This is a genomic window from Microbacterium sp. SORGH_AS_0421 (assembly GCF_030818635.1).
In the GTDB taxonomy this organism is placed as follows: domain Bacteria; phylum Actinomycetota; class Actinomycetes; order Actinomycetales; family Microbacteriaceae; genus Microbacterium.
The window spans coordinates 1,452,203-1,473,051 of sequence record NZ_JAUTAO010000001.1 but is presented as its reverse complement, the minus strand read 5'-3'; the positions used below and the strand labels follow the sequence as shown (position 1 = coordinate 1,473,051).

Annotated in this window: 21 protein-coding genes; 17 read left to right on the top strand and 4 right to left on the bottom strand. The window is 70.4% G+C overall.

Annotated features, from left to right (window positions below; translation table 11 throughout):
• The first annotated feature begins 67 nt into the window (after window positions 1-67).
• The 11 genes from QE416_RS06975 (at window position 68) to QE416_RS06925 (ending at window position 8,700) form a co-directional block, all read left to right on the top strand.
• Window positions 68-379, top strand: a complete 312-nt coding sequence (locus QE416_RS06975) for a WXG100 family type VII secretion target (RefSeq protein ID WP_055831852.1) — start codon at window positions 68-70, stop codon at window positions 377-379.
• 29 nt (window positions 380-408) lie between these two features.
• A complete protein-coding gene (locus tag QE416_RS06970; RefSeq protein WP_246078051.1) occupies window positions 409-696 on the top strand; it encodes a WXG100 family type VII secretion target in 288 nt (95 codons plus the stop codon).
• Between the two features lie 126 nt (window positions 697-822).
• Entirely contained in the window at window positions 823-1,218 is a 396-nt protein-coding gene (locus QE416_RS06965; RefSeq protein WP_267789255.1) for a hypothetical protein, read from the top strand.
• Window positions 1,215-2,519: a S8 family serine peptidase gene (locus QE416_RS06960; protein ID WP_307314719.1), complete on the top strand. Its 1,305-nt coding sequence runs from the start codon at window positions 1,215-1,217 to the stop codon at window positions 2,517-2,519. The genes QE416_RS06965 and QE416_RS06960 overlap by 4 nt, the downstream gene beginning before the upstream one ends.
• 356 nt (window positions 2,520-2,875) lie before the next feature.
• On the top strand, window positions 2,876-3,925 hold the full coding sequence (locus QE416_RS06955; protein WP_307314717.1) for a hypothetical protein: 1,050 nt from the start codon (window positions 2,876-2,878) through the stop codon (window positions 3,923-3,925).
• 45 nt (window positions 3,926-3,970) lie between these two features.
• The gene (locus tag QE416_RS06950; RefSeq protein WP_074695998.1) at window positions 3,971-4,291 is read left to right on the top strand and encodes a WXG100 family type VII secretion target; all 321 of its coding nucleotides are present in this window, start codon (window positions 3,971-3,973) and stop codon (window positions 4,289-4,291) included.
• Window positions 4,288-4,575, top strand: a complete 288-nt coding sequence (locus QE416_RS06945) for a WXG100 family type VII secretion target (protein ID WP_103206899.1) — start codon at window positions 4,288-4,290, stop codon at window positions 4,573-4,575. Before QE416_RS06950 ends, QE416_RS06945 begins: the two co-directional genes overlap by 4 nt.
• 77 nt (window positions 4,576-4,652) lie before the next feature.
• Window positions 4,653-5,987, top strand: coding sequence for a type VII secretion integral membrane protein EccD (gene eccD, locus QE416_RS06940; RefSeq protein WP_267789250.1), 1,335 nt, complete (start codon window positions 4,653-4,655; stop codon window positions 5,985-5,987).
• Window positions 5,988-5,990: 3 nt separating this feature from the next.
• A complete protein-coding gene (eccB, locus tag QE416_RS06935; protein ID WP_307314713.1) occupies window positions 5,991-7,319 on the top strand; it encodes a type VII secretion protein EccB in 1,329 nt (442 codons plus the stop codon).
• A complete protein-coding gene (locus QE416_RS06930) occupies window positions 7,316-8,107 on the top strand; it encodes a S8 family serine peptidase (RefSeq protein ID WP_307314711.1) in 792 nt (263 codons plus the stop codon). The genes eccB and QE416_RS06930 overlap by 4 nt, the downstream gene beginning before the upstream one ends.
• A complete protein-coding gene (locus tag QE416_RS06925) occupies window positions 8,041-8,700 on the top strand; it encodes a S8 family serine peptidase (protein ID WP_307317878.1) in 660 nt (219 codons plus the stop codon). The genes QE416_RS06930 and QE416_RS06925 overlap by 67 nt, the downstream gene beginning before the upstream one ends.
• A 17-nt stretch (window positions 8,701-8,717) precedes the next feature.
• On the opposite strand, the gene QE416_RS06920 is transcribed toward QE416_RS06925, so the two are convergent.
• Together QE416_RS06920 and QE416_RS06915 are read right to left on the bottom strand one after the other, a co-directional pair.
• On the bottom strand, window positions 8,718-9,974 hold the full coding sequence (locus tag QE416_RS06920) for an FHA domain-containing protein (RefSeq protein ID WP_307317875.1): 1,257 nt from the start codon (window positions 9,972-9,974) through the stop codon (window positions 8,718-8,720).
• Window positions 9,975-10,159: 185 nt separating this feature from the next.
• Window positions 10,160-10,354 (bottom strand): hypothetical protein, encoded by a 195-nt coding sequence (locus tag QE416_RS06915; RefSeq protein WP_210072464.1) that lies wholly within the window; start codon window positions 10,352-10,354, stop codon window positions 10,160-10,162.
• Window positions 10,355-10,379: 25 nt separating this feature from the next.
• On the opposite strand from QE416_RS06915, the gene QE416_RS06910 reads away from it, so the two are divergent.
• The 3 genes from QE416_RS06910 to QE416_RS06900 all read left to right on the top strand — a co-directional run bounded on the left by QE416_RS06910 (window position 10,380) and on the right by QE416_RS06900 (window position 12,344).
• The gene (locus tag QE416_RS06910; protein WP_307314709.1) at window positions 10,380-10,901 is read left to right on the top strand and encodes a CGNR zinc finger domain-containing protein; all 522 of its coding nucleotides are present in this window, start codon (window positions 10,380-10,382) and stop codon (window positions 10,899-10,901) included.
• Between the two features lie 85 nt (window positions 10,902-10,986).
• Window positions 10,987-11,325 carry a GNAT family N-acetyltransferase gene (locus QE416_RS06905; protein ID WP_210072466.1) on the top strand — a complete coding sequence of 113 codons (339 nt, stop codon included), beginning with the start codon at window positions 10,987-10,989 and terminating at the stop codon, window positions 11,323-11,325.
• Complete coding sequence (locus QE416_RS06900; protein WP_307314706.1) at window positions 11,322-12,344, top strand: pirin family protein; 1,023 nt, start codon at window positions 11,322-11,324, stop codon at window positions 12,342-12,344. The genes QE416_RS06905 and QE416_RS06900 overlap by 4 nt, the downstream gene beginning before the upstream one ends.
• Before the next feature lie 58 nt (window positions 12,345-12,402).
• Here QE416_RS06900 and QE416_RS06895 read toward each other — a convergent pair whose 3' ends face one another.
• A complete protein-coding gene (locus tag QE416_RS06895; protein WP_307314704.1) occupies window positions 12,403-15,975 on the bottom strand; it encodes a S8 family serine peptidase in 3,573 nt (1,190 codons plus the stop codon).
• 206 nt (window positions 15,976-16,181) lie between these two features.
• On the opposite strand from QE416_RS06895, the gene QE416_RS06890 reads away from it, so the two are divergent.
• Window positions 16,182-16,514: a hypothetical protein gene (locus tag QE416_RS06890; RefSeq protein WP_307314700.1), complete on the top strand. Its 333-nt coding sequence runs from the start codon at window positions 16,182-16,184 to the stop codon at window positions 16,512-16,514.
• 5 nt (window positions 16,515-16,519) lie between these two features.
• Window positions 16,520-17,431 (top strand): LCP family protein, encoded by a 912-nt coding sequence (locus tag QE416_RS06885; protein WP_307314698.1) that lies wholly within the window; start codon window positions 16,520-16,522, stop codon window positions 17,429-17,431.
• Between the two features lies 1 nt (window position 17,432).
• Here the strand turns inward: QE416_RS06885 and QE416_RS06880 are convergent, their stop codons facing one another.
• Window positions 17,433-18,320, bottom strand: coding sequence for a M15 family metallopeptidase (locus QE416_RS06880; RefSeq protein WP_307314696.1), 888 nt, complete (start codon window positions 18,318-18,320; stop codon window positions 17,433-17,435).
• Window positions 18,321-18,680: 360 nt separating this feature from the next.
• On the opposite strand from QE416_RS06880, the gene QE416_RS06875 reads away from it, so the two are divergent.
• Window positions 18,681-20,816 carry an intein-containing Rv2578c family radical SAM protein gene (locus QE416_RS06875; protein ID WP_307314694.1) on the top strand — a complete coding sequence of 712 codons (2,136 nt, stop codon included), beginning with the start codon at window positions 18,681-18,683 and terminating at the stop codon, window positions 20,814-20,816.
• The last annotated feature ends 33 nt before the right edge of the window (window positions 20,817-20,849 follow it).

Here is a 20,849-nt window from a genome sequence, read left to right as displayed (position 1 = left end):
TCTATTCCCGTGCGCGTAACCGATCCGCAACGCCCGGGCGCGCCCGGAGGAACATCGAGGAGACACAGTGGCAGATCTCATCGCAGCCCAGGAGGGTGCGCTTCGTCGAGGGGCCGAAGCGGTCAACACCGCCAAGTCGGGCATCGACGAGCAGGTGCGCAAGGTTCGCACCGAACTCGACCAGGTGGCCGGCTTCTGGACCGGCGCAGCCGCCGGTTCGTACACGCAGCTCATGCAGCGTTGGAACGAAGAGACCACCAAGCTCAACAACGTGCTCGTCACGCTCGAGGACGCCCTCCGCGGCACCGAGCGCGACCAGGCCGCGTCGGAAGAGTCGCACCAGCAGACCATCGGCAACCTGGGCTCCCTGCTCGGCTGACCCCGCTCGACACGAAAGAAGGAACTCTCATGCAGTCCATGTCCGTTCGTCCCGAGCAGGTCATCGCGCTCTCGGGTCAGATCCGCAACGGTGCCTCCGGCATCCGCACCCGCCTCGACGAGCTCGAGTCGCAGGTCAACGCCCTCCGCTCCTCGTGGGATGGTGACGCCCAGACCGCGTACGACCAGGCCCAGGCCCAGTGGACCCAGTCCATCACGCGTCTGAACGAACTCCTGCAGCAGATCGCCGGCAAGACCGACGAGATCGCTCAGGGCTACACCTCGACCGACAAGTCCGCCGCCGGCCGCTTCGTCTGAGTCGTCTCGAGCCGGCGGTCGCTGAGGCGGCCGCCGGCTCTTGCGGCCCGTGAGGGCCGCCGCAAGTTTTCCGCGCGGCAACATCGTCGCGTGCTCGCCGCACGCGCGTGAAGAAATGAGTGAAGTATGGGCTCCGTCATTCGGCTCGACAGCGAGTTCGTTCGCGCGAACGTGAGCAAAGTCGTTCAAACAAGCGACGAGCTCCCCGCAGCGACCATCATTAGCGTCGTCGACGGCAATGGAACCGAGCCTGCGGCCTCCCAGTTCACGCAGCTTCTCCGCACCCGTGCCGAGACACTCGGTGCACGTGTCGAAGAGGTGAGGCAATACATCGCGCAGAACGCAGCTGCCCTCTCGCAGGCCGTTCAGACGTTGGAGGAGCGGGACGAGATGAATGCGAGCGACGCACAACAGGTCACGGCGATCATCGACGCGGCATCGACGGCACCTCCGGCGGGCGTCTCGCCGGGTGCCTCTGCCGGGGGGCAGGCCGGCGTGCGCGGCGCCCTTGGCCTGCAGTGAAGCGGCATCCGCTCCGAACGTTCGGAGCAGTTCTCCTCGTCGCCGGGTTCATATCTCTGAGCGCTGCGTCCCCGACTTCGGCGGCGACCACCTCAGGGACGACCGGCCTCGACTTCTGGTGGGACAAGTACGGCGTTGATGCCGCGCATTCGGAGGGCATCACCGGCCGCGGCGTGAAGGTGGCCGTGCTGGAAGAGCAGATCAACCCGTCCCTTCCGGTGTTTGAAGGGCAGAATTTGCGCATCTCGGACAAGCCGGTATGCAAGGACCACCCTTCGATGACGTCTACCAACCCCGACAAGGGCACACGTCACGGCACGACAATGACAGCTTTGCTCATCGGCAACGGCACAGGATCCGGGGGAGTTCGCGGGATCGCTCCCGACGCTGAGGTCACTTTCTATGGGTACGGCCCGGACGATCGCCCGTGCTACCCAGATTCAGCGACCGAGACGGATATGACCGCGTGGGGCTATGGCGTCAAGCTCGCGGTCGATGACGGCGCGAAGATCGTTTACACGGCGGTAGGCATGGAGCGGCACGAAGCGGACGCACCTGCCATCGCGTACGCCATCGCCCGGGGAGTGGCACTTGTTTCTGCGACGGCCAATCCCAGCGCCGCTGACTTGCTCGGCGCACCGATCACCGATGGCGGAGACTCGCTGAATGGGGTCGTCGCCGTATCTGCGATCGGACCGGACGGAGCCCTACAGACCAGTGCGGACGGATCACCCTGGATCATTCCACAAACGACCGTGGTCGCCGGGGGCGACCGGTTCCCAGAGATCGGTACCGAATCCGGGTGGGACGGATCAGCGACGGCCACCGGGTCGTCGAATGCATCTCCCATAGTCGCAGGCATGCTTGCGCTCGCGGCTCAGAAGTTTCCGGAGAGCACGGGAAATCAACTGATCCAGGCGATGCTCGCAACGACGAACGGCGAACGACACGAGCCCTCTCGGACGGAAGACGGTTTCGGCTACGGAGCGGCGTGGCTCCCGACCCTGCTCGCCGTCGACCCGACGACGTTCCCCGATGAGACACCTCTCATGAATAAGAGCGCAGGGTTTCCGACAGCCGATCAGATCGCGGCAGCTAAGACGAACGGATATGTGGCTCCGGATCGAGGCCGAAGCTTCGACCAATACGCCGATGACAGCCCGACCAGCGGTTTCGATTTCTCATCCCTCGTGATGTGGGCCGTCATCGGGATCGTGGCCCTTGTCCTCATCGCGGCGGTCATCACCGTGCTCATCATCGTCACTCAACGCCGTAAGGCGAGAAAGGGGACATCGCCGTGACCGGTACCTGGGAACAGCGTTTGACGAACTTCGCCGAGGGAGGCCAGCCGTGGGACGTTCCCACGCGAGGCTCACTCGTCAACGGCTTGAACGCATTGCGGGAGGTTCTGAACCGCGTCGCAAGCGACCCCGGCATCACAGGAGAGGCCGGATCTGCCGCTCGGGCGAGATTCAGTGCCGCTGCGAGACAGATCGCTCAGCAAGTCACCTACGTCGAGGACGAGCTCGCTCAGCGGCTTGATCAAGCCAACGACGTTCGATCACGCGCGCGAGATGCGCTCGACACACTCCCCTCCGGCTCGCTCTCCGGGGGTCAGGAAGCTGCGGTCCGTGGCGCTGCTACCGGCGCGACTCTCATGCTGGGACCGATCTCCTTCCTCGCGGGAGAGGGGGCCGTCGGGCTGATCAACGGCTATCTGTCCGATCAACGGGAGGCCGCCGCGCGCTCCGCTATGGAGGGTTTCTCCGACGAGATGGATGCCGTCCAGGTCAGCGACCCCCCACCACTCAACTTCACCTTCTCCGAAACTGACACCGTCGAGCCAACCGGAGGCGGTACCGGTGGGGGCGGGGGTGGAGGCGGCGGACGCTCCGGTGGACGGAGTTTCGAGCAGTACCCCGACTGGGACACGTCCCCCGTCGCGACCCCCGGTGGCAACGACAATGGCAACTCGCAGCCCGATTACCACGCGATGCCGCAGCCGGGGGTCATCGGGCCGCGACCGGATGGCCCGATCCACGGCACCACCCCCATCATCGACCTCGACACCATCAAGCCCGAGCCGACTCCGGACGGCTCGATCATCGGCACCCCGAACCTGCCCGGGACCATCCCCTCGGCCCCCGGCGGAGGTCTGCTCGGCGGTTCCGGTTCCGGCGGCGCCGGAGCGGGCATCGGATCCGGTCTCGGTGCGGGCCTGATCGCCGGCGGCGGCGGCGCGGCCGCACTCGGCAGCATCGCGCGTGGCGCGGGTGCCCCCGGAGGCAGCCTGTTCAGCGGTGCGGGCGGCACGGCAGCATCCGGCGCAGCCGGGCGATCGGGCGGCCTGCTCGGCAAGACCGCCGCAGCCGGCTCCGGCCTCGGAACCCGCGGCGTCGGCGGAATGGGCGGTGCCGCCGGCGGCGGCGCACCCGCGGCATCGACGGCCAAGGGTGCCGGTATGCGCGCTGGCGGCACGGCTGGCGGCGGCGCGGCTGGCGGCGGAGCCGCCGGAGGCGGAGCCCGCGGCGCAGGATCCGGTGCCGGCAGCCGCGGCGTCGGCGGAATGGGCGGACCTGGCTCGCGCTCCGACCGTCGCGACGAGGCATCTCGTGGGCTCGGCGGTCCCATCGCGCCCCGCATGGAGGACGATGAAGAGATCGGCCCCCGGTCCGAGAACGCCCAGGCCGGCGGACGCGACGAGTGATCACGTCTTTCGACACACTGAACGGTTCCGACAGGAGAACACGACATGTCTGACCGCATTTCCGCGGAAGAGGGAGCCCTTGCCCGGGGCTCCGAGGTGGTGAACGGCGCGCACGCCGACATCGCCGACAGCACCAGGCGGGTGCTCGCGGAACTCGACGAGCTGCGCGGCAACTGGTCGGGCGACGCGGCGAGCTCGTACGGCATCCTCGTCGAGGAGTGGACGGCGGGCGCGCGGAAGCTGAACGACGTGCTCATCACCCTCAGTGCCGCGCTGCAGGCCACGGCCCGCGACCAGGAAGCCGTCGAAGAAGAGCACCGCACGACCATCCACGGTCTCGGAACGATGCTGGGAGGCCAGTCGTGAGCGACTTCCGTGTCACGCCCGAATCGCTGCACGCTGCGGCTGCCCGACTCCGCTCGGAGAGTGCGCGTATCGACGCGACCCTGGGCGGCCTCGACAGCGAGGTCGCTCGCCTGCGGGGACAGTGGGAGGGCGCCGCGCAGGCGGCGTACAACAACGCCCAGCAGCAGTGGAGCGCCACGCTCGAGCAGATGCGCGACGTGCTCCAACGCATCTCGAACGCCACCGACTCGATCGCCGACGACTACGTCTCCGCCGATCGTGCGTCGGCGGCGCGTTTCCACTGACATCCGACCCCTGACCCACCGATAGGATTTCGGGGTCTGACCGCAGGGGGCTTCGGTCCGGAAAGAGGGGGCCGCAGATGGCTGACGTCATGAATGCGACACGAGCGCTGCTGCGGCTGTCGGTGCAGAGCGAGGGACGCAGGCTCGACATTGCGATTCCGGCGCAGGTGCCGGTGATCGAGTTCCTCCCGGGCTTCGCCCGGTCCCTCGGCGTGCTCGATCCGTCGATGACCTCGGCGGGGTACGCGCTCCAGCGCTCGGACGGCACCAGCGTCGACCCGTCTCGCGGGGCCGCGGCGCAGGGCATCGTCGACGGCGAAGTGCTGACCCTCGTGCGCGGAGGTCTCGTCGCCCAGCCGCGCGTCTACGACGACATCGTCGAGGCCGTCATCGACGCCACCAGCCAGCAGAACCGTCCCTGGACCACCCGCGACAACGCGCGCACAGCCCTCGCGGTCAGCCTCGCGCTGCTCGGCGTGTGCGCCGTCCTCCTGCTCGCGGCCGGTCGCGCCCTCCCCTTCGGCGCTCTCGTCGCGGGCGGCGGAGCCGTCGTCCTGCTCGTCGTCTCGGCGGTCGTCTCACGACTCGGCCAGCGCGAGGCAGGTCAGGGCCTGGGGATGGCGGCATCCCTCTTCGCCGCCGTCGCCGGCTTCATCGCGATGCCCGCCTCCCTCGACATGTGGGGATTGCCGATGGCCGCCGCCGGCGGCGGAGCCTTCGTCATCGCCGGTGTCTCGCTCGCCCTCACCCGGGAGCGGGCCGAGCTGCAGCTCGCGCCCCTCGTTGCCGGCGGAGCGTTGGGCGTCACCGGAACCCTCGCCGCCTTCTTTCCCGCCCCCACCGTCTGGACCCTGATGGTCGGCGTCGTCGCCACGCTCGCGGGGGCGCTGCCCTGGCTGGCCATCGGCACCACGCGTCTTCGCGTGGTGTCGCCCCAGAGCGACGCCGAGATGTTCGCCGACCCGCAGCCGATCGACGCCGACGACGTGGCCGCCCGCGTGGCACAGGGCAAGCGCGTCCTGATGGGACTGCGCCTGGCCCTGGCCGCCGCCATCCTGGTGGCGACTCCTCTCGTCGCCGCGCAGAACGCCACCGGCGCTCTCGTGTGCGCCCTGGCGTTCGCGGGCATGATGTTCCCCTCGCGCCAGACCTTCGCCCGCTCCGGCGTGCTCACCGTCATGGCCACCGGCATCATCGGTCTCGTCGTGGCCGGGGTCGTGGCCTCGCTCGCCCAGCCGGGTCTGCGTGTGGGCATCCTCGTCGTCCTGGCCATCGCCACCGTCTGCGTCGTCACCGTCACGTTGCTCGCCCCCAAGACGCGCCTGCGGCTGATCCGCCTCGCCGACACCGCCGAGCTGCTCGTCCTGGCAGCGCTCCTGCCCCTCGCGGTCATCTCGTCCGGTCTGGCCTGACGCATGGCCACCAAGGGCGACCTGATCGAGGCGCAGAACTTCTCGCGCCGCCGCCTGCTCACCGCATTCGTCAGCGGCGCCCCCGGCGGTAAAGAGCTGCAGCCGAGCTCGCCGTTGCGCGCGGTCATCGCCGCGATCGCCCTCACCGTGATCGTGGTGCTCGTCGGCGTCTTCTACGGGCTCATCCGCCCCGGCCTGCCGACCGGCTGGGAGAACGGCAAGCTCGTCCTCGTGTCCGACACCGGTGCCCGCTTCGTCACCGTCGACGGCGTGCTGCACCCCGTGATCAACACGGCCAGCGCCCGCCTGCTGCTCCCGGCGAACGAGTACGGCGTCATCTCCACCGACTCCTCGACCCTCGGCGGTACCCCCGTCGGCGACACCGTCGGCATCACCGGGGCTCCGGATGAGCTGCCTCCGGTTTCAGGGCTCATCAACACCGGCTGGAGCGCCTGCGTCTCCGACGACGCCGGTCTCGACGTGCGCATCTCCTCGGCCGCGGGCCCGACCCCCGCCACCGACCGCGCGGTCGTCGTATCGGTCGACGGCATCCTGCACGTGGTGCAGGGCGGCCGGAGCTTTGCGGTCTCGAGCGAGGTGGCGGACGCCGTGCTCCGCGCCGCCGGGATCTCGTCCCTCTCCCCCGTGACCGTGCCGGCGTCGTGGCTCGACCTGTTCACGGCCGGTACGGCCCTCACCCCGATCACGCTGCAGAACTACGGCCAGCCCGTCGCGAACACCTCACTGCGCGTCGGCCAGGTCATCCGACAGGCCGGCGCCGCCGAAGACGAGCGTTTCCTCGTGCAGACCGGCGGCGTGCTCGAATCGCTCTCGCCCCTCGCCTGGCAGCTGTACCAGTTGGGCAGCGGCGAAGCCCTCAAGGGCAAGGTGACCGAGGTGACCGCGGACGAGATCCGCAGCCTCCCCACCGCGACGCAGGGCCTCGGCGACGAGTGGCCCCGGGTCGGCTTCGAGACCGTCCCCTCGGGCCAGCGTCCCTGCGCCGTGCTCACCGCTGGCGAGGGCCAGGCCACGACGACCCTGGCCACGCAACCGACCTCGACCGCCGTCACCACCGGCATCCGGGTCGATCCCAGCCACGGGGCTCTCGTGCGCGCCGGCGGACGAGGCGCCGACAACACGAGCATCCTGACACTGGTGGATGCCACGGGCACGGCGTTCCCCCTCCCGGGTGCGACCGACGACACCATCGCGCGCCTGGGCTACTCGACGAACGACGTCGGCTCGATCCCCGATGGGTGGACCGCTCTCCTGCGCACCGGCCCCTCGCTGAGCGAGAGCGCGGCGCAGCAGACGCCGGAGACGAAGTGACCCTGCGCTCCCGCGCCGCTCGCCTCGCAGCCCTCGCTGCCGCGGCGGGGGTGGTGCTGATCGGCATCCCGTCGCCGGCATCCGCCGTCGGTCCCTCGACCGGCGTGCGGACGGCGACGACGCAGAGCCAGTGCACCGCCTCGACGCGTATCCCCGACGCGCCCACCGCGCTCACGTCGCTGCAGAGCTCGTCGGCGTGGCCCCTCACCCGCGGGGCGGGCGTGACCGTCGCCGTCGTCGATTCGGGCGTCGCGGTCAACCCGCACCTCGACGCGTCGGTGCTTCCGGGCGTCAACCTCGTCCCCGACGGCACCGACGCCTCCGGACGCACCGACAACTACGCGCACGGCACCGTGATCGCCGGTCAGATCGCCGCCCAGCTGATCTCCGGTTCAGGAGTCGAGGGACTGGCACCCGACGCGAAGATCCTGCCCGTGCGGGTCTACGCCGGCATCGAGAAACAGCTCGTCGAGGCGGGGTTCGGCCCGAACACCGCGCGGATGGCCGACGGCATCCGCTACGCCGCCGATCAGGGCGCGCAGATCATCAACGTCTCGATCAGCACGAGCGAGAAGAACGCGGCCCTCGCGGATGCCGTGGCCTACGCGCAGCAACGCGGCAGCCTGGTCGTCGCGAGCGCCGGCAACCGCTCGAACAACGACTCCCCCGAGCAGGACGACAAGGACGGCGCGCGCGTTACCCCGCGGGCTTCTCCGGCGTCATCGGGGTCGCCGCCGTCGGGTCGGGCGGTGTCGTCACGAAGGCGAGCATCCACGGCCCCCACGTGAGCCTCTCCGCTCCCGGTCAGGCGGTCGCCTCGTCATGGCCCCTGGGCGGCGATTGCGTCGTCGGGGCCGACGAACCCGCGACGAGCTGGGCCACGGCCTACGTATCGGCCGCCGCGGCGCTCGTGGCGTCCGCGCACCCCACCGAGACCCCCGCCCAGTGGGCGTACCGGCTCGAGGCGACCGCCGTCCGCGCGCAGCCCGACACGCGCTCCAACATCTCCGGATGGGGCGTCGTGCAGCCCTACGACGCGATCGTGATGGTTCCGGGGACGGGCCTGCGGGGTCCGAAGAGCCCCTTCGTCGCCGCCAGCCCCTCCGCCTCCCCCACCGCGACCCCCGAGGCGGTCTCGGTGGTCATCGGACCGGGACCGGATGCCGCGGCCATCACGACCGCGACGGGCATCGGGCGTGGCCGGACTCGTCGCACTCGGCGCGATCGGTGCTCTCGCGATCTACGTCAGTCGCCGTCGCGAGGAGGCGGCTCCCCGCCGCGCCGCCCCCACGGGCCGCGGGCTCTACGGGCCCGAAGAGCAGGAATAGCTCAGCGGCGGCAGGAGCCCACCGGCCGCGAGCCCCATCGGCACGATCCGTGAATCGGTCGCCGTCGAATTCAGACGGTCGCCGGCCGCAGCTCGACACGCGCGTCTCCGAGACGGAAGCGCGAGGTCGCGATCGCGGAGGCACCTCCCGGAACGCGCTCGGTGCGCCCGTCGTCGTGGATGAGGGTCACCCCGTTCGTCGAGTCGAGGTCGGTGATGCTCCAGCCCGTGACCGTCCACTCGAGTCGTGCGTGCTGCTTCGACATCGTCCGGGTGTCGTCGGCGACGGCGATGTATTGCACCGCGTCTTCGCCGTTCCCCGGCTTGCGCCCCAGAATCACCGTGCGACTGGTCAGCGCGACGCGGCTGCCGTCGGGCAGAGCGAGGGTCCACTCGCCGCGGCGGCGCGAGCGCGGACGGGCCGTCTGCGTCAGCTCGTCGAGGGGAGCCGCCGCCGCATCGCCGTCGGTCTGAGGGGCGGCCGTGGCGTCCGTGGTCTCGGCCACACGGTCGAAGCCGGTGTCATCGGGCGAGGGCGCCGCAGACGCGTCGGAGGAAGCCTGCTGCGCGGTCGCAGCGGTCGGAACGGGCGACGAGGTCGCGGCGGGAGCGGCCTCTGCCGGTGCGGGAGCCGTGGGCGCCTGCACGCCGGGGGCGGCTGCGGAAACCGGCTGAGCCGCAGCCGGAGACGCCGAAGCAGGTGCCGACGCAGACGGGGGAGCCGCGACCCCCGCCGCCCCCGTGTCGAGGGCCGCGGCAGCGATCGGTGTCGCCGGTGCGCGGGTCAGCGCCGGCTCGGACTCCCCGTTCGACGCGGGCGTGTGCGCCGCGCCCGCCGGGACGACGCCCGGATCGGCGTCCTCCGCAGCCGTCGACCGGCGTCGCGAGGGGTGGAGGGACGTGCGCTCGAGGTCCTCGTCGATGTCGACCGGCCCGGGCAGCACGGGCACCGCGACCGGCTCGACCACGGCGGCGGTCGAGCGGCGCCGACCGGCGGTCGCGACCTCGGCCGCGCTCGTCCCGGGAATGGTGGTGATCGGGCCGGATGCCGTCTCACTCAGAACGATCGGACGTTCGTCGGCGGTGTCGCCGGCAGGCGCGGCATCCGTTCGAGGACGCGCCGAGAGGATCGTGGCCCACACGGGCGGAAAGATCACGGCGAGAGCGGTCGTGCCCGCTCCGCGCCCCGCGGCCTGCCCGATGCGGTGGGCGGCGGTCGCCTTGAGGACGAGACCGTAGATGTTGACGCCGGGAACCACGAGGAGGACGGCGCGGACGGGGTCGAGGCGACCGAGGCGGAAGATCTCGGCCTCGTTGAGCAGCGGGATCCAGGCGCGCCAGGGCTCTCCCCCGTGCGCGGCGAAGACGCCGCGACAGTCCGATGGCGTACCAGACGTACAGCGCGATCACCGGCACGAGAATCGCGCCCGCGATCGCGGCGATAAGGCTCAGAACAAGCATGCGTCCCCCGTCGGCAGTCTGCTTCGACGCTACCGTGCGGTGCGGCGCCCCGTCAGCCGATTTCACGCGTCAGCGCGCTCGGGGGAACGACCGACGCCGCGTCGATGTCCACGCGCCGCGCGCAGCAGCGCGTGCACCGCACGTACCGCAGGAGTCCCTCGCTCGTCCGGTGCGTCGACTCCGTGAGCCAGGCGTGCTCGTGGAGGGATGCCGGGGCGATTACCGGGAGGGTGCGCGAGGAGGTCATGACCCCAGCGTGATGTAATGCCGTTATGCACCTCAACCCTTACGGCGAGTACGCGGTCCTGCTCGCCGCCTCGCTCGCGAACGACTGGCCCGCCAATCGCGACGGGATCGAGCGCCGCACGATCGAGATGGGGATGACGATGACGTTCCCCGTGGCATCCGACGATCACGAGCGCACCCGGGCCGTCATCGACGACTGGCTGCACGTCGTCGACGAGACCGATCCCGACGCGCGGGCGGCCCTGCTCAACGCCCAGATGGCAGCCGTCGCCGCCTACCCGCGCCTCACCGATCACGACGGCGAGGGGTGGCACCTGCACTATCGCGACAGCGACGAGGCCCTGCCCCGCGTGCTCGCCGCCGTGATCTCGGTCGGCACCTCGCTGCACCTGGTCACGCGCGGCATGAACCGCCTCTCCCGCTGCGCGGCCGATCCCTGCACGAACGTCGTCGTCGACGTCACCCGCAACGGTCGTCAGCGCTATTGCTCGGTGCGCTGCGCCAACCGCGCCGCCGTGCGGCGACACCGCTCGCGCGAGGCGTCGTAGCAAACTCCCTCGGGTATTCCGCGGGGATGGCGGAACACCCGCACGCGCACGTACGTTGCTGTCGTTACCGACGACAGGAGACCCCATGGCCGACGAACTGACCGTGACCCGCAACGACGACGCCCGCCGCTACGAGATCCACGTGGGCGACGAGCTCGGCGGCTTCCTCGAGTTCCGCGCGATCGACGACGACCGCACCGTGCTCCCCCACACCGAGATCGACCCGTCCTTCAAGGGCCGCGGCCTCGGCTCGGCCCTCGCCGGCGAAGCGCTCTCCGACCTCGCCCGACGCGGCGGCAGCGTCATCCCCTCGTGCCCCTTCGTGGCGCACTACCTGCGCGAGCACGACGTGGCCGGCCTGGTGGTCGAATGGCCGAACGACGACGACGCCGCCGACTCGGCGGCGCCCGGCGAACCCGCGTGACCCGGCTCGACGTCGCTCCCCCCGAGGCCGAGGGACCTGTCGACTGCGACGGCCCGCGCGCCCTCGTGGTGGCGGCGCGAGAGGTGCCGCTGGGCGGCGTGCGCGGCATGGAGGTGCACCGCACCCTCCCCCACCGCGCGCTGCCCATGGTCGGCGCGTGGTGCTTCCTCGACCGCTTCGGCCCGCAGGACACCCTCATGCGCGTCGAACCGCACCCGCACATCGGCCTGCAGACGGTGACGTGGCCGATCGTCGGCGAGGTGAGACATCGGGATGCCGTGGGCAGCGACGTCGTCGTGCGCCCCGGGGCCCTCAACCTCATGACCAGCGGCGCCGGCATCGCGCACTCCGAGTACTCGGTGGGCGAGGGGCCGATCCCGCTCGACGCCCTGCAGCTCTGGGTGGCGCTCCCCGATTCCCGTCGTCACGGCGCACCCGCGTTCGAGCGGCACGAAGACCTTCCCGTGCTCGATCTCGGCGGCGGAGCCGACGCCGTCGTCGTGATGGGCCGGCTCGGCGACGTCGCCTCGCCCGCGACCGTGCACACCCCCCTCGTCGGGGCCGAGCTGCGCCTGCCCGCGGGAGTCACCGTGCGCGTCCCCCTCCGCCCCGACTGGGAGTACGCGGTCTACGGAATGACGGGCACCGTCGAGGTGGTGACGGGGATGGATGCCGTCGACGCCGACGCGGCGAGACGCCCGGGATCTGCGCCGGAGGCGGGGCCCGCGGCATCCGTCGATCACACTCGACTGCTGTACCTCGGAAAGGGGCGCGACCACCTCGAGCTGCGCAGCGACGACGGCGCGCGTATGTTCCTGGTGGGCGGGGAGCCGTTCGAGGCCGACATCGTCATGTGGTGGAACTTCGTGGGCCGCTCGCACGACGAGATCGTCGCAGCTCGCGAAGCCTGGGAAGCGGGTACGGCCCGCTTCGGGCCCGTGATCGACCACGGGCCCGAGCGCATCCCGGCCCCGCCGCTGCCGGCGGTGAAGCTCACACCGCGTCGGCGCCGCAGCTGATCCGATCGACACCGCGGCGCCCGAGCCGAAGCCCGGGCGCCGCCGCGTCGATCGATGGCTACCGCAACACGATGAACGCGCTGCTCGCGCGTGACGACTCCACCGTCGCGCTGCCGCCGTAGACCGCCTTCACGAGCTTGACCCCGCGCGTCTGCGGATCGAGGGCGATGGTCGCCTTCCCGTCCTGCAGGGTTGCGACGTAGTCCTTGCCCGCCACGGTGACGGTCACATCGCCCTGGGGTGCGGGACCGCTGAGCGACCGCACCTTGACAGTCAGCGTGTACGCGTCGCCGGTGCGACCGACCCAGGGGTCGACGGTGACCGTCGTGAACGACCCGACGACGATCGGCACCCCGGCGCTGTCGGCGGTCGCCGTCAGCCCGTTGGCCGGAGACGTCGCCGTGACTCGCACGGCGAGTACGCGCCCGAGGTCGGCGCGCTGCACGCGGTACGACGCCGACGTGGCGCCGTTCACGGGCTCGCCGTCGCGCAGCCACTGGTACGTCGTGGTGACGTCGGCCGGGTTCCACGTGCCGGGGGTGGCCGTGAGGGTGCGTCCGAGCTTCGCCGTGCCCGAGATCGTCGGGGCATCGACGATCGCCGGAGCGGCTTCGCCCGAGTCGACGGTCAGCACCGTCTGCACGTCGGAGTCGCCGTACCGCACGAGGCCGAGGTAGCGGGTCTGCGCCGCGAGTCCCTGCCACGACAGGTCGTACGACACCGCCGCGCCCTGCTCGACGGGGATCGGGTTCGGCGTCGCCGTCAGCTGCCCCTCTCCGCCGGGGGTGACGTTCGCGTAGGTCATGTCCCACGTGAACGGTCCCGTGGACGAGTACAGGTTGGCCTCGATGAGGTACGTCCCCGCAGTGGGGTTCGGCAGCGTCACCCGCTCGTCGGCCGAGGCCGTCGCCGAGGTGAAGCGCTCGTAGTACCGCAGGTCGTCGGGGCTGACCACGCGCGAGACGAACAGATCGAGGTCGCTCCCGGTGTCGTCCGACGAGTCGAGGTCGAAGCGCGAGAGAGTCGTCCCCTCGGGCACGTCGACGGTCCACCGCACATAGCCGTCGGCGTCACCGGAATCCTGGTTTCCGGTGTGACCCTCGACGGGATTGCCCGGGTCGGTCAGCAGCGTCTGAGCCGCGAGGCCCGATACCGTCAGCGGCAGCTCTCCGCCGACGCCCGGGAGGATCTCGACCTTCGTCGAGCCGGACAGGCCCGTACCCGAGACCTCGGCCGGAGCCTCGGCGGTCGCGGGGCGGATGACGATCGGCGAGCGCACCTGCGTGCCGTCGCCGGCCCAGGTGAGGAAGCCGCTCGTCCACTGCTCGGCCGCGGCATCCGTGCGCGAGAACGTCACGGTGAACGTCTTCTGCTCCCCGGCCGCACCGAACTCGAGCGTCGACGGCTCGACCGTGGCATCCACCCCGGGCACGTCGACGGATGCCGAGAACGTGCCGGCCTTCGTCGAGGTGACCGTGCGCGTGACGGTCTGCGGCTTCGCGAGCGAACCGATCGAGATCGACGCGAGGTTGAGGTCGCTGCCGTCGATCGGGGCGACGCCGAAGTCCTCGAGGCCCTTGCCCTGCAGGAACGCCGCCCAGTCGGCCGGACCGTTGAGGTACAGCAGGCCGGGATCGAAATACTTCGTCGGGTCCACGTGCCCCGCGCCCTGCGCGAAGGGGTCCTGCGCGGGAGCGCCCTCGGCGTCGACGGTGTCGTACGCGGTGGTCATCATCGCGGACTTCACCTCGGCCGGCGTCGCGAGCGGACGCTCGCCCAGGTACAGCGCGCCGAGACCGGCGACGTGCGGCGACGACATCGACGTCCCCGAGAGGAACTCGAACGTCGGGGTGGCGCCGGGGGCGTTCGCTGCGGCGGCGAGGATCGCGACACCGGGAGCCGACACGTCGGGCTTCAGGATGTCGCTGCCGTCGGCGAGCATGGGACCGCGGCTCGAGAAGCCCGCGACCTGCGGCGTCGGCGTCTCGACACCCGTGACGTTCTCGCCCACGAGGGTCGCGGTGGCATCCGCCGTGCCGCGCACGTAGGCGAGCAGCGCGTCGCGGTAGCGCGCATCGATGTGCACGGTGGGCACCGAATGGAAGTCGTTGTCCACCGAGGCGGGGGTTACGTTGACGAGGATCATGCCCACACCGCCGGCGTCCTTGACGGCCTGCGACTTCTCGACACGCGCGTTCTGACCGCGGTCGCACACGACGATCTTGCCCGCGGCCTTCGCGGGGTCGAGCGATCCGATCAGGCACAGCGCAGCGCCCGCGGGATCGGCTCCGGATGCCGCGATGTCACCCGCGTAGACCACGGGGGCCGTCACGTCCTGACCTTCGCGGACCGACACCGTGGCACCGGCGGCCTGGAAACCGTCGGCCAGTTTCACGGTTCCCTCGTAGGTGGGGATCGTCGAGGCTGCGACCGTCGTGTACCAGGGCGAGGCGTGGTCGGCGGTCGAGGCGCCGGGACCGGAGTTGCCCGCCGAGACCGAGACGAAGACGCCCGCCGCGGCGGCGTTGAAGAACGCCTGGTCCTCGAGCGAGAGGGTCGTGGTGGCGGCGCCACCGCCGATCGAGTAGTTGATGACGTCGACGCCGTCGGAGACCGCGGCGTTGATCGCGCCGAGCAGGTCGCTCAGGGCGCAGACGTCGTCGGTGGTGACGAGGGGGTCGGGCCCCGCCCAGCACGCCTTGTACGCGGCGACCTTGGCGGCCGGAGCGACCCCGGAGATGGCGCCGAAGTCGACGCCCTCCACGCTGGCGTCGACACCGTTGTTGCCCGCCGCGGTGCTCGCAGTGTGGGAGCCGTGCGCGTCGCCGTCGCGCGGCGAGCGGTAGTCGGCCTCGAAGGTGAACCCGGTGGCCGCGGCACCCTGGTCGAAGTAGCGCGCGCCGACCAGCTTGGTCGAGTAGTCGGAGAGCGACCAGCCGTTGCCCTCCGCCACGCGCGGCGAGCGGAAGTCGGTGCCGTCGCCCTTGCGGAACACCACGTCGTTGCCGGCGAGGTAGGGCTGGGAACCGGCGGCGGTGCCGAGCGGCTCGCCCGCGAACGCCGGGTTCTCAGGGGCGATGCCGGTGTCGACCACGCCGACGACGACGCCTTCGCCCGCGGAGCCGATGCCGCCGATCCGGTTCCAGACGCCGTTGTCGCCCTCGAGGCCGAGGAACTCGGTGGACGGGACCGCGACTGGGTGGCGGATCTCGTCGGGGACGACCTTCTGCACGCCCTTGGTCGCGGCGAGCTTGGCCGCCTGGTTCGGGTTCATGCTCGCACTGAAGCCGTTGACGGCGATCGTGTAGGAGTTGTCGGGGCGGACGCCCGCCTCGTCGGCGACGTTCTGCTGGCGCTCCTCGAGGAAGGCGGAGTATTCGCGCACCTGCGGGGAATCGGTATCGAGCCGCGCCTCGTCGGACTTGGTGGCGTCGAGACCCGGCTCGCTGCCGTCGTAGGTGGCGACGGGGGCCTCGTCGAGCACGACGATGTATCGGCCCGTGGCCGATTCGATGGGTGTGGGAGGGGTCACCCCCTCGCCCACGTCAGCAGCCTGAACGGCTGTGGCTCCGGCAACGGTGAACAGTCCGGCCAGGGAAATGGCCGCGACCGAACGCAGGGTTCGACCCATCGTGCGCTCCAAACGGGGGGATGAATTGAGCGATCTGCGCGGCAACGGTGGCGCGCGTTGCACAAACATAACTCAGAGCGCTTTCATCACCAACGTTCAGTTTGGACGGCGTCCGAAAACGACGATCGTCGGCCCGCCCCGCCAGGCGTCGCGCCGGGGTCTCGGCATCCCGTCCCCCTAGACTCGACGAAACCCGAGGAGGAGCCATGCCCCGGCGCCGTCGCACCGTCGCGCAGCACGCCCGTCTGCGTTCGCCGAACCCGCTCGGCCAGCTCGCGAAGCTCCTCGCCGTCGCCGCGGTGGTCGGTGTCGTCGCAGCGATCGGAGTCGTGTCGTACACGGCGTACGACCTCACGGCCGACTTCGTCGAAGAGGCCGTCGTCGTCGAGAACCAGCCGGCCGTCCCGCCCGACCTCGGGGCGCTCTCGGGCGGGGTGAACATGATGCTCGTCGGCATCGACGAATGCGAAGAAGAGCTCATCGCCCTCTTGGGCGACCGGTGCGGGGGTGCGGGGGTGCGGACGCGGGCGGACGCCTGAACGACGTGAACATCCTCCTGCACATCTCGGAAGAGCCCCGGAAGGTCACGGTCGTCTCGTTCCCGCGCGACCTCATCTTCGACGCCCCCGCGTGCGACACCGCCGACGGGGGTCGCTTCGGCGGCGGCACCCTGCAGATCAACGAGCTCTACACCTACGGCGGACTCTCGTGCGTGATCACCGCCATCTCCGACATGAGCGGCCAGCAGATCCAATTCGGCGCGATGGTCACCTTCGGCGGCGTCATCGAGATCACCAACGCGATCGGCGGCGTCGAGATCTGCCTCGCGAGCGACATGCGCGACGCGAACACGGGCATCGACTGGGAAGCGGGACCGCGGACCATCCAGGGCCTCGAGGCGCTGCAGTTCCTCCGCACCCGATACGGAGTGGGCGGCAGCGACCTGGCCCGCGTGAGCAATCAGCAGCAGTACATGTCTCGCCTGGCGCGCAAGCTCGTCAGCGAGGAGGTGCTGTCGAACCCCTCGACGGTGCTGCGCTTGGCTTCGACGGGCCTTCGAAACGTCACGCCGACGCAGAGCCTGACGAATCCGCTGACCCTCGTCCAGGTCGCGTCCGCGGTGAAGGACGTGCCGTTCGAAGACATCGTCTTCGTTCAGTATCCGACCGTCACCGCCCGCTCGGATGCCAATCGCGTGGAGCCCGACGACGCCGCGGCCGAGGTGCTCTGGGACGCGTTGCGCGAGAACCGTTCCATCGAAGTGACCGGAGGGGTGTCGGTCAACGACGGTACGGTCATCGCCGAACCGACCCCGGGAGAGCAGGTGTCGCCCACGGAAGATCCCGCGGTCGAGCCGGGCGAGGTCGATCCCCGCACGGGCGCCATCGCCCTCCCACCCGCCATCACCGGCTCGAGCGCCGCGCAGCAGACCTGCAGCGCGGGTGTCGTCAACTGAGTCAGTAGGTCGGCGCGGCCGGCAGCCCGAAGAACTCCTCGAGGGTGGTGAAACCGCCCTCGTGATACGCGCGGGCGAGCTCCGGGCCGATGTAGCGCAGGTGCCAGGCCTCGGGCTCGTAACCGCTGACGCTCTCGCGACCCTCGGCGTACCGGGTGATGAAGCCGTACTCCCACGCGTGATCGCGCACCCACGCGCCCTGCGGCGACGCCGCCACGTCGTCGAGGGTCTTGCACGAGCCCTTGCACGGGACGATGTCCACGGCCATCCCCGACTGGTGTTCGCTGTAGCCGGGCCGCGCGCTCTCTCGATCCGCTTCGGCGACACCCCCGACCGCCACCCGCCCGGCGTAGGTCGACTTCTGCGTCGTGTACGAGCGGTAGGCGCTGAGGTAGCCGATCTCGCCGACGCCGGCGTCGGCCGCCGCTTTCACGAGCGAGGTGAGAGCGCGCGCGGCGGGAGCACGCAGGGCCGAGTCCTCGAGGGCGCGCACATCGGCGGGCATGACGAGGTCGCCGGGCTGGTAGTCGACCGGGTCGTACGGGCGCTGCTTGTTGACGACGAGCCACTCGCGGTTCGGGTCGGAGAGCGAGACGCAGGGGGCGATCCCGGATGCCACCGCTGCGCGGAAGGCCCCACCGCCACCGGCGGCGTCGATGACGGCGGCGTCGTCCCCCGCGGCGAGCGCGGTCGTGAAGGCGGGATCGTCGCATGGTGTCGCCGTGGCGGCGACGGCGGCGAGCTGGGGCACGGGGATGCCGTCGTCGGCGACGGCCGGAGGGCCCGCGATCTGCGCGACGGCATCGCTCGCCGACTCGGGTAAACCCCCCGAGGCGGCAGCACCGACCGCGATGGCGCACCCGGCGATCACGACGACGGCCGCGGCCACCCCCGCAAGGCGGCGTCGGAGGAGGACGGGAGCGAGTCGACGGATGCCACGGGTCTCGGACGCTCTTTCCTGAGGGGCGTCGGCATCGCGGCGCAGCGCGCGACGTGTCGATGCCGCGGCGGGGGCGTCGTCGGCGACGACATCAGGAAGGGTGAGGGCCGCGGTCGCGAGCCGCTCGGCCTCCGCGCGCGCGGGCGCGGCGGGGCGAGGTCTCGGGGTCGTGGCTTGTCACCCCTCCATTGTCGCTGGTGCATCCTGAACGGTCGACCCGGGTGGGGTCGGGGCGCGGGTCTCGAACCTGGACTCGAAAGGACCAGGCACGGTGTTGCCGTATCGTCGAACATGTGTTCGACTGTTCTCATGAGATGGCAGGGTCAGCAGCTGGGGGTGGACGACACGGCGGCGCTCCCGGGCATGGAGCGGATGGACGGCCTCGTCCGCTCGGTGACGACGCCGGAGTTCGCCGGGATGACGTTTCACGAGGTGCTCTGCAAGAGCGCGCTGAATCGCGTCCCCGGTGCCTCGGCCATGCCGTTCGACTGGACCGTGAACCCCTATCGCGGCTGCAGCCATGCGTGTTCGTATTGCCTGTCCCCGGACACCCTCATCTTGAAAGCGGACGGCCGACGGGTCCCCCTGTCGCAGATCCGTGTCGGAGACGAGATCATCGGCACCGAGGGGGGATCGCGAGACCGCCGTTATGTGCGAACGACCGTTCGCGCGAAGTGGAGCACTCGCAAACGCCTCCATCGCGTCACCCTCGCGGACGGCACCGAGATCGAGTGCAGCGCAGACCACCGGTTCCTGACGGAGCACGGATGGAAACACGTCACCGACTCCCCCGTCGCGGGCCGACAGCGCCCCCACCTCACGGTGTCGAACCGTCTGCAGGGTTTCGGAACGGGCGCCCCTCCCTCCGTGGAAGCGCCGGATCCGGACTGGCGCAAAGGGTATCTGACGGGCATGGTGCGCGGTGACGCGGCGATCTCCCACAAGACCCACGACGACGAGAATCGAGTCCGAGAAATCCACCGATTTCGCCTCGCCCTGGCCGATCGTGAGGCGCTCGATCTCGCAAAGGAGCTTCTCGAACAGATCGGCATCGTCACGATGGTCCGCCCCGTCTCCGTGCCCGCTCATCGCCGGCCCATGACGGCTCTTCACACGGCGAAGACGGACGATGTCGCGCGCCTCGAGGACTACGTCGCGATACCGCGGACGCGAAGCCGGGAGTGGATGGCTGGCTTCCTCGGGGGCATCTTCGACGCGAAGGGCTCTGACTCGGGCGAAATCCTGCGCATAAGCAACGCGAACGACGAACTTCTCTCGTTGGCCGAAGAGGCCTTCGCCGCGTTCCGATTCGATACCGTTCGCGAACCCTCTCGCCCGGGCACTGTGTCGGATGTCCGCCTGCGCGGAGGGCTCGCCTCGAGACAACGATTCTTCGATATCGCCCACCCGTCCATCACGCGCACACTCGATGTCTGCGGGACAACGGTCGAGACCAGCGTGGACGTGAGAGTCGTGAGCATCGAGGACATCGGCTACGACATCGACATGATCGACATCACGACGGACACCGAGGATTTCGTCGCGAACGGCGTCATCAGCCACAACTGCTTCGCTCGCAAGACTCACGAGTACCTCGACCTGGACTACGGGGCCGACTTCGACTCGCAGATCGTGGTGAAGGTGAACGTGGCCGACGTCCTGCGCACCGAGGTGCGCCGGGGGTCGTGGGCGCGCGAGCCCGTGATGCTCGGGACGAACACCGATCCCTATCAGCGCGCGGAGGGTCGGTACCGCCTCATGCCCGACATCGTCGGGGCCCTCACCGACAACGGCACACCCTTCTCGATCCTCACCAAGGGCACGCTGCTTCGACGGGACCTCCCTCTGCTCGCCGAGGCCTCGAAGCAGGTGAAGGTCACGCTGGCGATGTCGATCGCCGTCTTCGACGACGTCCTCCAGCACTCGATCGAACCGGGCACGCCCAGTGCCGAAGCCCGGCTCGAGACCGTGCGCGCGGCGACCGCGGCAGGATTCCGGGTGACGGTGTTCCTCATGCCGATCATGCCGCACCTCACCGACTCGATCGCCGCCCTCGACGACGCCCTCGCGCGCATTCGCGAGGCCGGTGCCGCACGCGTCGTCTACGGCGCACTCCACCTTCGCCCCGGTGCGAAACAGTGGTTCTTCGACTGGCTCGAGCGCGAGCAGCCGCACCTGGTCTCGTCGTATCTCGGGCTGTACCCGGGGGTCTCGACGACGGCCCCGAAGGCCTACCGTACGTGGCTCGGCAAGCGCATGCGGCCACTCCTGCGCATGCATCGTCTCGACGGGTGGGACGAGGACGACCATCCTCGTGGCCGACCGCAGCCGGGATTGGCCGCGAGGACACCGCCCGCCAGCAGCCTCGGCCCGGTCCGTGTCACCGGCGTTCCGGCATCCGGTCGTCCCCGTGTCGCCCCGGCCAGCGAGCCGACGTTGTTCTGAGGGCCGGCCAGCGGCGCGGGGGCTCGACGGTTC